The organism is Pedobacter nutrimenti (assembly GCF_032678445.1).
GTDB classification, from domain to species: domain Bacteria; phylum Bacteroidota; class Bacteroidia; order Sphingobacteriales; family Sphingobacteriaceae; genus Pedobacter; species Pedobacter nutrimenti_A.
Map to the genome: position 1 here is coordinate 91,679 of NZ_JAVTSQ010000008.1, position 12,860 is coordinate 104,538.

Genomic DNA, 12,860 nt, shown 5'->3' on the forward strand with positions numbered 1-12,860 from the left:
ATATGAAAATAGTAAGATACTACATGAAAGTAGTAATCATTTACATTGTGGCAGGTACTCTGGAATTCTATATTTGTTAATACAATGACTCATATTTTGAAGAACTCAAGAAAAAATTTTATCCTATTTTTAACCGCACGGACAGCTCCGTTCATGATGTTTTTTGTAACATTGATGGGCTTATTTTTTTCTTCTCCGGTTGATGCACAGAAATATAACGCCAACTGGAATAGTTTGGACAAACGGCCTGTTCCTGAATGGTTCAAGGATGCGAAATTTGGCATCTTTATTACCTGGGGAGTATATTCTGTTCCTGCTTATGTACCAAAAGGACAATATGCAGAATGGTATCAGTATTGGTTGCAAACGAATGCTTTTAATGGGGATGTAGCTAAATATCATAAACGGGTATTTGGAGATAAAACCTATTATGATTTGGCAAAGGATTTTAAAGCGGAATTATATAACCCGGATGAATGGGCGCAGCTTATTGAAAAATCAGGAGCCAAATATGTGGTTCCTGTTGCTAAACATCATGATGGTTTTTGCTGGTGGCCAAATAAATATGCCAATGAGGCCTGGGGATTTCCTTGGACTGCAATGGATGTGGGGCCTAGACGAGATTTGCTGGGAGAGTTGTTTGTTGCTATAAAAAAGACATCGGTAAAGGCTGGTGTATATTTTTCATGGTATGAGTGGTTTAATCCTTTATATAAATCAAACCCGGAAAAATATGCTTTAGAGCAGGCTATACCTCAGGCTAAGGATTTAATAGAAAGGTATAAACCTGCTGTTTTCTGGACCGATGGCGACTGGAATGATAGCGATACGACCTGGCATTCGACCGAATTTTTAAGTTGGTTGTATAATGAAAGCGCTGTAAAAAAAGAGATAGTTACCTATGACCGTTATGGTAAGGGTATACGGTTTAAACATGGTGGTGTGTATACGCCTGAATACCAGCCCGACATGGAGTTTGGCGATCATTATTTTGAGGAGAGTAGGGGAATTGGTTTTTCGTATAGCTATAATAAAATGGAGGATGCCTGGGATTATAATTCACCTCAGATACTTGTGTTGCTCTTAAATGATCTGGTGAGCAGAGGAGGAAACTTGCTGCTTGATATTGGCCCGGATGCTTCTGGTAAAATTCCGCCAATTATGCAGGAGCGGTTACTGCAAATGGGCGATTGGCTTAAAATAAATGGGAAGGCAATTTACAATACGCGAAAATGGATCAGAGCATGTCAATGGAGTGAGGGCAAGCGAGATTATAAGCCTAAAAGAACGGAAGGGGATTTTAAAGCAAATGGCGATTTTATGCTTAAACTGACTGTAGACCCTGATCCGGGGTACGCAGTGAAGGAGTGTTTCTTTACCACCAATCCGATTACAAAAGAGGTATTTGCCATATTGCCCAAATGGCCGGTTAATAACCGGTTCATCATAAAGGATATGCAGTTGAAGGCAGGTGCTGTGATTAAACTCATAGAAACCGGTGAGGTGATCAAATGGAAGCAACAAGGTAAAAATGTGGTGCTGAGATTTCCTGCATTTGATCCGGCTAAACACAAAAGCATATACGCTTACGCGGTAAGCATAATGAATTGACCTTATAATTTTAAATTAATATCATGAGAGTTTATAACATCCGCTCACTGGTTTTCTTCTCCATTCTAATATCGCTTGTTTCTTTTAGGGCAGAAGCACAATGGTCGGTATTGGAGAATGACCCAAGACCACATAATTATTTGTATCAGCGTTTTACCCCGGCGGAATGGAAGGCCAGTAATTTTGCAAAGCCTGAGGATATGAAATGGTTTGCGGATGCCCGTTATGGGATGTTTATCACTTTTGGGCTATCTGCCTATGTAAATAAGGATTTGAGCTGGCCAGTTGTATACACCCGCAAAGCACCTGACAGTGGTCATGGTGCTTATCCCGATAGCGTGTGGACCAAATGGCCGTCTTTATTCAAACTGGAGAAGTTTAATGCAGATGAATGGGTGAAAATAGCGCAGGATGCGGGCATGAAATACATTGTCGTTATAGCTAAACACCATGATGGGTTCCATATGTGGGATACCCAATATTCGGATTTTAAAATTACCAATACGCCGTTTGGAAGGGATTATATTAAAGAACTGGCAGATGCTTGTCACAAAGCGGGGATGCGTTTTGGGATCTATTATTCACAACGTGACTGGCATCATCCTGATTATGCGCCTATAGATCCGGCAACGATAAAAACAATGGATGATGCTCCGTATTTTGAAGCTGCACCTGGCAAAAAGGTGGCGCAGGGTGCATCGCATAAAAAATATATAGCTTATCAGTTTAATGTGGTGAAGGAGCTTTGTACTAAATATGGCAAAGTTGATATTTTTTGGTTTGATGCGTTGTATTGGGGTGGTATGTTTAAGGCTGATATGTGGGATGCGGAGAACCTGACGCGGATGATCCGAAAGTTACAGCCTGGTATTGTTATCAATAACAGGGCAAGCCTTCCGGGTGATTTTGATACGCCAGAACAACGTGTTGGTATGTATCAATCCCGGCCATGGGAAAGTTGTATGACCATGAACGGCAGTTGGGCTTATTCTCCGGCTCCGGTTAAAACGGTGAAGGTGCTACTGCGTGAAATGCTTTCGACGGCGGCTGGTAATGGAAACACTTTGTTGAGCTGGGGGGCGCATTGGGATGGAGAATTTGACCTCAAACAAAAGGATACCTTGCTGAGAATAGGTGCCTGGCTTAAAAAATATGGCTATACGTATTATGGTACTCATGGAGGGCCATGGATGCCGGATAATGAGTGGGGAGGTTCTACTTATAAAGGGAATAAGATCTACCTGTATGTTTACAACTGGAAAGCCAAGGGCTTGACTTTACCTGTTTTGCCTGGGAATAGTGTTTTGAAGGCCGAATTTATAAATTTAAAGGAAAAGCTTTCCTGGAGAAAGGCAGGCCACAATTTAAATTTTGTTCGGCCAGTAGCTCCTGATAGTATAGTCACAGTGATCAGGTTAACCATGAGAAAACCTGTTACCGGGGTATTAGATGCTATAGATAAATCTGTTTTTGCTGATCCGGCTTATGGGACAAAAATAAAGGATGGTTATGTTAAAGTGAATAACCAGATAGACCTTGGAAAGACAGTGAATGTTACGGGTATTGGTGTTAAGCAGAACAAGGGGAGGATTAGTATTAATATTTCTGCAGATGGAAAGGAATGGGAACCACTGGAAACGCTTGCTGCAAAAGATAAAGAGATCAGTCTGACCACTTTTATAGCAGGGGCAAGGGTATTGGGGCGCCAGGTAAGGTATCTCAAATTGAATTCGGTGCAGGCATTGCCTGATCTAAAAATTGAAATTTATGCAAAGTAGCTTAGAAGCAATGGGTGATAGTAAGAAACTACATGAAAGGCTTGAACAATGCTATACCGGCGCGGTATACGATGTTATGAGAAATATGGGGTATCCGGATCAGTTGTTACCCAACAATATCCGCCCCATGAACCTGCAGGATAAAATTGCAGGTCCTGTATTTACAATAGCTGGTCATATTGATCGTACCTTAGATAAAACTACATCTTTATTAAAATGGTGCGAAATGTTATCTAAAGCGCCGTCAGGACATGTGCTGATCTGCCAGCCAAATGATGATACGGTAGCTCATATGGGTGAATTATCAGCCGAAACACTTGTTTATAAAGGCGTAAGAGGGTATATTGTTGATGGCGGCTGCAGAGATAGTGCTTTTATTGAAAATATAGGGTTTCCTGTCTATTGCAGTTACTTTACTCCGAGAGATGTGGTGGCTACCTGGTGCACTACTGAAATGGGGGCTAGTATTGTTATTGGTAAGGTTACTATTTATACAGGCGACTATGTACTTGCAGACCGGGATGGAATCATTATAATACCTAAAGCGATTGTACATGAAGTGGTAGAACAAACAGAAGAGGTACTTAAAACGGAGAATTTACTACGTAAGGCCATATTGTCTGGTGTTGACCCTGTTGATGCTTATCTTGAGTTTAGAAAATTTTAAAAAATGCAAAAGTTCATTAAACTTCATCCGCTTGATAATGTGCAAATTGTTGTTAGCGATATTAAGGCAGGCGACGTGTTGTTGTTCAAGGGAAATAAGGTCTATTTTGAGAAGTCCATTGGTATAGGGCATAAAATTGCAGAGCAGTTTATTGTTAATGGACAAAAGATTATTAAATGTGGGGTGCCTATCGGTTCTGCAACTGCGGATATTGTAGCAGGTGAACATGTACATCTACACAATATGAAAAGTGATTATATTCCTACTTATACCATACAGCAGGGGTTTAAAGAAGATTAAAATATAACAACCAAATAATAAAACGAGTTCAAATGAAATGGAAAGGGTATTTACGGAAAGACGGACGTAAGGGTATACGAAATCAAATTGTGGTGGTGTACCTGGTGGAGTGTGCTCATCATGTGGCAAGAGAGATCTCGGGGCGATTTAAGGAAAATGCGGCTCAGCTGATTGGCTTTGCGGGTTGTTATCCCAATGCTTACGCAGATCGTATCATGAATGCCTTGTGTACTCATCCAAATGTTGGTGCTGTGCTTCTGGTGTCTTTAGGCTGTGAGAGTTTTAATCGTAAACGTTTAGCAGAAAATGTTGCCGCCTCCGGTCGGCCGGTGCATACGATAGTGATACAGGATGCGGGTGGAACAAGAAAGGCAATTGAAGAAGGAGAGCGTTGGCTAAGATTGGCTGTGGATATTGTAAAACTGGTTCCCCGTGTTTCTATGTCTGTCGATGAACTGGTGGTTGGAACAGTTTGCGGAGGGAGTGATGCAACAAGTGGTATAACGGCAAACCCGGCCGTTGGGTCTGCATTCAATAGACTGGTGGCCAATAAGGGGATTGCTATTTTTGAGGAAACCGGAGAAATGATTGGTTTGGAAAAGATCATGAGCAGCAGGGCTGTTTCCCCCGAGTTGGCCGTGGAACTAAGAGCGTCTGTTGAAAAGGCAGCCAGGTATTATACTTTAATGGGACATGGTAGCTTTGCACCAGGAAATGCAGACGGGGGCTTAACGACTATTGAGGAAAAGTCTATGGGGGCATATTGTAAAAGTGGCGATTTGCCAATTAGTGGCTTGATTAAACCAGGAGACCGGCCGCTGAAACCAGGCTTGTACCTCATGGATGTTGTATCTGATGGAGATCCTAAGTTTGGCTTTCCTAATATTAATGATAATGCGGAGATTGTAGAAATGATTGCGAGTGGTTGTCATCTGATTTTGTTTACCACGGGAAGAGGGTCTGTGGTTGGTTCGGCTATTTCTCCGGTCATTAAAATATGTGCGAACCCACAAACCTATCAGCGAATGGCAGAAGACATGGATATAGATGCTGGGTGTATTTTGAATGGTGTTGCAACAATTGATGAGGTTGGGGATGAGATTTATGAAGATATTCTTGCGGTAGCTGCTGGAAAGCAGACCTGCTCAGAACAACTGGGACACCAGGAGTTTGTATTAACTTATAAGACATTTAACCCAATAGGACCGAGCTGCTTACCTATATAAAACCCATTTATCTATATGGAATTAACCGTTACTAATGTGCCTGCTGCACGCTCTAAACCGCAACATAAATCCATTTATGGCTTTGTTTTAGTGGTGAGCTTATTCTTTCTATGGGCGCTTACAGCAAATTTACTGCCCATTCTGATTCCTCATTTGAAAAAGGCTTGCCGTTTAAATATCTTACAGTCCTCTTTAATAGATTCTGCTTACTGGATTGCTTATTTTATCATCGCTCTGCCTGCCGGAATGGTAATGAAAAGGTTTGGTTATAAAAAGGCGATCATCACTGGTTTACTGCTGGCTGCTGCAGGGGCTTTTTTATTTTATCCCGCTGCAGAATCGAGGTCTTTTTCTTTTTTCCTGATTGCCCTTTTTATTCTGGCTGCTGGAATGACTTTTCTTGAAACTTCTGCGAATCCTTTTATAACTGTTCTTGGTGATCCTGATACGGCGGCACAGCGACTTAATTTTGCACAAGCTTTTAATGGTTTAGGTGCTTTTATGGCTTCTATGTTTCTCAGTAAGCTGATGATTGGTAAAGAAGTAAAAACGGCAAGTGAATTATCGCTTCTTTCTCCGCAAGCGCTTGATCATTACTATTCCTTACTTTTTCATAGGGTAAAACTTCCTTATTTGATGATTGGAATTGTTCTGGTGCTGGTTGCTTTATTGTTTTTGATAACGAAGTTTTCTGACGATCATAAGGAATCGAAAGAAACAAGTTTGCCTGCGCATAAACTAGTGATCAGGCAAGAGCCTAATTTGTTTATGGGGATAATTACACAATTTTTTTATGTTGGCGCCCAGGTTTGTGTTTCTAGTTTTTTTATTCTTTATGCCACAACTGTATCTGGTTTGAAAGAATATGATGCGACCAATTATCTGGGATTATTATTGCTTGGCTTTATGCTTGGCCGTTATGTTGGGACTTTTCTTCTGAGGTATGTGGGCGCTGGTAAATTGCTTTGCTTATATGCCATGATAAATGTGATGCTCATGTTGTTCATTGTATTTGCAGGTGGAAAACAAGCCATCTGGGCATTTGTGGGTGTTGAGTTTTTTATGTCGATCATGTACCCAACTATTTTCTCTTTATCTATAAAAAATTTAGGCCGGAATACGCCTATTGCATCTTCTTATATGGTTATGGCAATTATTGGAGGTGCCGTATTTCCACCCTTACTGGGTTATTTATCTGATGTTTCCGGGAGCATCCAGACGGCTTATATCATACCGCTGCTGTGTTTTATACCCATTACTTATTTTGGATGGAGACAAATGCGAATCACAAACTGAACCCAAAATGAATAATTTGAACTTTAGTTGCTTATTAAAAAGAGTTATAGGCTCTATACTGGCCTTACAGTTTTTTGTTCTGACAGCTTACGGCCAGACTGTTGCGCCTGCTCCTTACGGGCCCTTGCCTACGAAAGCCCAGTTAAACTGGCAGGAAATGGGGATGTATGCTATGGTCTGTTTTGGATTGAATACTTTCACAGATAAAGAATGGGGATATGGCGATGTTGATCCGGCTTTATTTAATCCTTCTGCCTTTAATGCAGAGCAAATAACAGCTACGCTTAAAGATGCTGGTTTTAAGGGGGTATTACTGGTGGCCAAACATCATGATGGTTTTTGCTTGTGGCCAACAAAAAGCACAAAGTATTCTATTGCTGCCAGCCCCTGGATGGGAGGAAAGGGGGATCTCGTCAAGTCGTTTGAAATGGCGGCGCGGAGTTCTGGTTTGCAGTTTGGTATATATGTATCTCCATGGGACAGGAACAATCCGGCCTATGGCAAACCCGCATATATCGACATTTACAGACAGCAGTTAAGGGAGGCGTATGGGCACTATGGTCCGCTATTTATCTCCTGGTATGATGGAGCGAATGGCGGTGATGGGTTTTACGGCGGGGCTAAAGACACCCGGACAATTGACAGGGCGACTTACTATCATTGGGAGGAGACCTGGAAAATGGGCAGAAAATTGCAGCCTGGTGCTGTTATTTTTAGTGATATCGGCCCGGATATACGATGGGTTGGTAATGAAAAAGGTTTTGCAGATGATACCAGCTGGGCTACTTTTACCCCAAAAGGAGGGAAAGACCCTGCCAGACCGGCACCTGGTGATAGCAGGGATGAAGAAGCTCCGGGCGGACACCGGGATGGTAAATACTGGATTCCAGCAGAATGTGATGTGCCTTTGCGCCCAGGCTGGTTCTATCATTCTTCTCAGGACAATCAGGTAAAATCGCCTTATGAATTGTTTGATATTTATTTTAAAAGTGTTGGCCGGGGAGCGGATCTTGATTTGGGGGTTGCTCCGGACAGGAGGGGAAGGCTTCATGAAAATGATGTTGCTGCTTTAAAAGGGTTTGGCAAATTGTTGAAAGCGACCTTTTCTGTACATCTTATGGAAAAGGCAACTATAAAGGCTTCAAATATACGGGGCGGGTTGGGGAAATACAGCCCGGAAAATCTTTTGGATAACAATAAAAATTCTTATTGGGCTACGGATGACAAAGTGACCTCACCTGAATTTACTGTTAGATTAAATGGCTTGAAGAGGTTTAACATTATTGGGATAAAAGAGTTTATCGCGTTAGGGCAACGTGTTGAATCTTTTGCGATAGATGTCTGGAGGAACAACAAGTGGGAAAACCTTTCTATGGGGAGTTCTATTGGGGGGCAGAAATTGATCAGATTGCCGTTTTTTGTAACCACGGATAGAATAAGAGTTCGGATTTTACACAGTCCGGTGTGTCCGGTTTTAAGTGAGTTTGCGGTTTTTGCTGAACCAGATACGTTATTGGCACCTGTTGTTACTATAGGGAAAGATGGTAAAATCGACATCCGTTCGCTTACGCCAGCTTCTAAGATCTGCTTTGCTGTTAATGCTCCGGTAACTGCACAATCAGATGTATTTAGGGATGCTTTTGTAGCGCCTGGCCAAGGAGTTATACGTGCATGTTGTTCTAACGAGTATGGGGGTGCAGGGCCCGTAACAACGTTTGTCCTGCCTGCTGAGAAAAAAGAATGGCGTGTTTTATCGGCTCCTGGGGCAATTGATAAATCGGTAATGCTGATTGATGGTAAAGAATATACCGTTTGGGAGGCTCCTTTTAAAAGGGAGAATCCAATGTTAAATGCGATTGTTATTGACATGGGGAATTCAAAGATGGTATCTGGATTTGTTTTTATTCCACCATCGGAACCAAATGGTAGGGGAATAACAGACAAGTACCAAATTTTTACCAGTAGGGATGGCAATAACTGGGAGGGGGAAATTGCAGGTGAATTTTCAAATATCAAGGCAAATCCATTAAAACAGATTATTGAGATTGCGCAGAAAAGAGTAGCGCGGTATATAAAATTTGTTCCGCTGCGTATTGCTGATGATGGTGGGACTGTTCGGATAGCTGAATTAGGTATTTATTAATCTTTTTATTGTAATATATACTAAACTTTTGTTTAGTATTACTGCGTAATTAAAATACCGAATAACCACAATAAACACACACATGAAACGATTATTAATTTTATTTTGTTGTCTTGCCTTTTGGGGAATTGGTAAGGCACAGTACAAGGGCAAGGTTTTCCTTGACAAAAACAAGAACAAGCTCCTTGATGCAGGCGAAAAGGGCCTTGCGGGTGTTGCTGTATCGGATGGGCAACATGTACTCCGAACAGATAATGCAGGGGAATTCAATTTGCCGGGGCATTCAAAGAACCGTTTTATATTTATTACAGTTCCGGCAGGGTATATGCTTTCTGATAAGCATTATATTAAAATAAATGGAACCGATGTGGCCTACAATTTTGGTTTGCTGGAGGATCCGACAAGTATCGGTTCGTCGGTTAAAATGCTGCAGATAACCGATACGGAAACGGATAAGTATAACGACTGGATTGTTAATGTAAAGAATTATGCCAGGAAGCAGGGTATTAGCTTTATTGTGCATACTGGTGATATATGTTATGAAAAAGGACTGAATTTTCATGCAAGTCAGGTTACCTCTGAAGCACTTGGAAAGCAGATCTTTTATTGCATAGGTAACCATGATTTGGTGAAGGGGGCCTATGGCGAAGAGTTGTTTGAGAGTCTGTTTGGACCTGTATATTATTCTTTTGATGCTGGTCCGGCGCATTTTATTGTGACGCCAATGCGGTCTGGTGATTTTCAGCCCTCATATACTGTTGATGAATTAATAAGCTGGATGCGTAATGATCTTGCTGTTGTTGACAAGCGTAAACCTGTCATTATTTTTAACCACGATTTGCTTACTTATGGGGATCAATTCATGTTAAAAGGTAAAAATGACTCGATCAATTTGAATGAGAATAATTTAAAGGCCTGGGTATATGGTCACTGGCATAATAATTTTGTGAGACAGAGTGAAAAAACAGGAATTAAGTATATTTCTACAGCGCCGCCTGATAAAGGTGGAATAGACAATTCTGCAGGGCAATTTCTTTCTATTGAAATTGATAAAAATGGAGTGAAAGAAGTTCAGCCACATTATACCTATTTGCATAAACACCTTGTGGTGAACACGCCATCGGGATCTGATATGGTGAAAATTGAAAATGGTGCTTTGATGGTGAATGCTAGTGTTTACGATAGTGAGACTACGGTGAAAAGTGTTAAAAGTATAATTTATGATGTGAGAGGCAATAAGGTAGCTGAAGCCAACCTGGCTGCAAATACAGACTGGGATTGGGAAGGTAAGATACCGGCAGCGCAATTGGTAAAAGGGAAACCCTTGACTATCCAGACGGAGGTTTCTTTTGCAGACGGTGAGGTGCATATCCAAAAACAAACTTTTACGATTGGTGATCAAGCAACAGGTTCGTCTTTAAAATGGGTACGCAATATAAAAGGAGGGGTATGGAAAGCGGCGCCTTTATCTGCCGAAGGAAAATTATTTGTGGCTACCATTGACGATGGTAATAATGTGAATTGTGGCGTTACGGCTATAAATCCGTTAACTGGTGCTGTTTTATGGCACTATAAAACACAGAATTCTGTAAAGCATGAGCTTTCTTATGATAGCGGCTTGATTTTATGTACGGATATGGAAGGTTTTACTTATGCGCTTCAGGCTTCGTCTGGACAGGTGGTTTGGAAGAGGAACCTGGGTATGAAAAATCTTCCTGGCTATATATCTGGTGGTGTTGCGGAGAAGGGTATTTATTATACCGGATTTGGTAGTTACCTTCAGGCTTTAGAGGTGAAGACGGGTAGGACGCTTTGGATTAACAAAGACTGGAGCGGAGGAGAAGGGACTCCTGCAAAGATGACGCTTGCGGGTGATGTTATTGTGACGGGAAGTAACTGGCAAAGTTTGTTTGGGCATGATAAAAAAACAGGAAAGCTGTTGTGGAGAAGGAGTGATGATGGCTTGCGTTTTAGAAGCAGTACGGCAAGGTATATCAATGGCAATATATATGTGACGGGGATCAACGCCATATTTGTACTTGATCCGCTAAGTGGTAAAACGCTGCAAAAGATAGAGGCACCTTATGAATTTAAAGTTATGGCAAGCCCGCTCGTGACAGACGAACATATCATTATGGCTACGGCTAAAAATGGTGTAGTTGCTTATGATTTGAAAACGCTGAAAGAGGTTTGGAACAGGCCGACTGGCAATGCGCTTGTTTATTCTGCACCTTATACCGGGCCAGAATCTGCAACGGTGGAGGGTTCGGTGCTAAGGTACAAAGGCAAATTACTTTTTGGTGCTTCTGATGGGTTCTTTTATGTTCTGGATGAGAAAACGGGGGGTGTTTTGCAAAAGATGAATCTTGGTTCGCCTGTTTTTGCTGATGTTTCGGTATCAAATGATACTGCGTTCATAGCAGATTTTGCTGGAAATGTATTTGCTGTTGCTTTGAAATAGCGATTGCTGTTTATATAAGTTTGTTGTTTATAAGAGGGGCCATTATTATAACGGCCCCTTTTTTATGATTTATTTTTTCTGTCTAATATGCCGGTTATCGGACCCTTGACGCCTATTTTTCTGTTAAAAAATAGTGCAGAGACAACGAGTAATACCATAGATATAACCGTTAGGAGGTAGCTGAATTGCATCAGCATTTTTGCCCAGCTTAAGTCTCTTCTAAAAAACTCTTTGTAAAGTAATAGGCCGACACTTCCCAGGTAACCTGCAGAATCGCACATGTATACAAAAAAGCCTGCATTTGCCTTGATTTTAAATAAGGCGATCATCCGTTCAAATAGAACAACTTGTACGGGTGTGTAGGCTAGAAAAAGTCCCAACCCAACCAATAGCATCCACCAAAACGGGCTTAAAAGGTGGAGATGGAAAAGTAAGGTGCTACCACCGCTTAACAATAAGCCTAAGGCTATCAGGTACTGGGTTCCCCAAAATCCTTTGATGTTATTTCTGACCAGGGAGAGACAACCTATGGCAATAAGTACGATAATGCCGGAAATGGCTTCAGTTAAGGAGAAGACGGTCTTGTTCCAGTGGGGCGCAATTTCATTCCAGATTTCTACAGAAAAATTGTCCCTAAAATCCCGCATGGTTGTTAATAATGTATACACCAGGCCGATGCAAAAGATGGGGATTCCATATTCTTTTAGAGCAATATGTTTGTCTTCTTTGGTCATGGGTAGTCTTTCTACTCTTAGCAGTTTGTCTGCTTCTGTTGGTTCGGGGATTACTGATAGCATCCACACAAAAAACAGGAATAATGGTAAGAAAAGCAGCCCAATTACTCCAGGTAACCAGAATTCTGAAATAAAGGGAAGCCATTCATGAACCATAAAGTAAGTGGTCTTTATAATTCCGGAGCTAACAATTAAACTGATGCTCATGCCCATGGCCAGCATTTCTGTAAACCTTCGGCCTTCCAGATAACTGAAAATGATTCCCCAGACCATACCCAATGGTAGCCCATTAAGGAATAAAAAGAAAAAATTATAGGGATAGGGCACCAGGCCAAACAGGAGCAGGGCTATTTCAGAAAAGAGGATGAGGCCAATGATGAGTTTTTTTCTGCCTGCGGCCTTGAGTTCGGAAATGATTTTGATGCCCATAAATTTGGAGACCATATAACCAAATACCTGTGCAATGATCAGAACAGCTTTATAATCCAGGTCCCATAAAGACATTCCGGCATAGATGCCACTGGTAAAGGGTTTTCTGAAGGCATACATACAGAAGTAGGTGCCAAATGCTGCCAGCATGCACCAAAAGATAAAGAACAGATTAGAATTTGTAAGCAGGTGTTTTAATCGCTTCATAGGGCTTG

Annotated in this window: 9 protein-coding genes; 8 read left to right on the forward strand and 1 reads right to left on the reverse strand. The window is 41.5% G+C overall.

Going from position 1 to position 12,860, the window contains the following annotated elements; translation table 11 throughout:
* The first annotated feature begins 153 nt into the window (after positions 1-153).
* The 8 genes from R2S08_RS15560 to R2S08_RS15595 all read left to right on the forward strand — a co-directional run bounded on the left by R2S08_RS15560 (position 154) and on the right by R2S08_RS15595 (position 11,482).
* Positions 154-1,611 carry an alpha-L-fucosidase gene (locus R2S08_RS15560; protein WP_316836011.1) on the forward strand — a complete coding sequence of 486 codons (1,458 nt, stop codon included), beginning with the start codon at positions 154-156 and terminating at the stop codon, positions 1,609-1,611.
* Positions 1,612-1,634: 23 nt separating this feature from the next.
* Positions 1,635-3,389, forward strand: a complete 1,755-nt coding sequence (locus R2S08_RS15565; protein WP_316836012.1) for an alpha-L-fucosidase — start codon at positions 1,635-1,637, stop codon at positions 3,387-3,389.
* Positions 3,379-4,056 carry an RraA family protein gene (locus R2S08_RS15570; RefSeq protein ID WP_316836013.1) on the forward strand — a complete coding sequence of 226 codons (678 nt, stop codon included), beginning with the start codon at positions 3,379-3,381 and terminating at the stop codon, positions 4,054-4,056. Before R2S08_RS15565 ends, R2S08_RS15570 begins: the two co-directional genes overlap by 11 nt.
* 3 nt (positions 4,057-4,059) lie before the next feature.
* Positions 4,060-4,356, forward strand: a complete 297-nt coding sequence (locus R2S08_RS15575) for a UxaA family hydrolase (protein ID WP_316836014.1) — start codon at positions 4,060-4,062, stop codon at positions 4,354-4,356.
* A gap of 32 nt (positions 4,357-4,388) precedes the next feature.
* The gene (locus R2S08_RS15580; RefSeq protein WP_316836015.1) at positions 4,389-5,582 is read left to right on the forward strand and encodes a UxaA family hydrolase; all 1,194 of its coding nucleotides are present in this window, start codon (positions 4,389-4,391) and stop codon (positions 5,580-5,582) included.
* Positions 5,583-5,597: 15 nt separating this feature from the next.
* Complete coding sequence (gene fucP, locus R2S08_RS15585) at positions 5,598-6,878, forward strand: L-fucose:H+ symporter permease (RefSeq protein WP_316836016.1); 1,281 nt, start codon at positions 5,598-5,600, stop codon at positions 6,876-6,878.
* Between the two features lie 7 nt (positions 6,879-6,885).
* The gene (locus R2S08_RS15590; RefSeq protein ID WP_316836017.1) at positions 6,886-9,021 is read left to right on the forward strand and encodes an alpha-L-fucosidase; all 2,136 of its coding nucleotides are present in this window, start codon (positions 6,886-6,888) and stop codon (positions 9,019-9,021) included.
* 82 nt (positions 9,022-9,103) lie between these two features.
* On the forward strand, positions 9,104-11,482 hold the full coding sequence (locus tag R2S08_RS15595; RefSeq protein WP_316836018.1) for a PQQ-binding-like beta-propeller repeat protein: 2,379 nt from the start codon (positions 9,104-9,106) through the stop codon (positions 11,480-11,482).
* A 62-nt stretch (positions 11,483-11,544) separates the two neighbouring features.
* Here R2S08_RS15595 and R2S08_RS15600 read toward each other — a convergent pair whose 3' ends face one another.
* A complete protein-coding gene (locus tag R2S08_RS15600; RefSeq protein WP_316836019.1) occupies positions 11,545-12,852 on the reverse strand; it encodes a DUF5690 family protein in 1,308 nt (435 codons plus the stop codon).
* Positions 12,853-12,860: the final 8 nt, after the last annotated feature.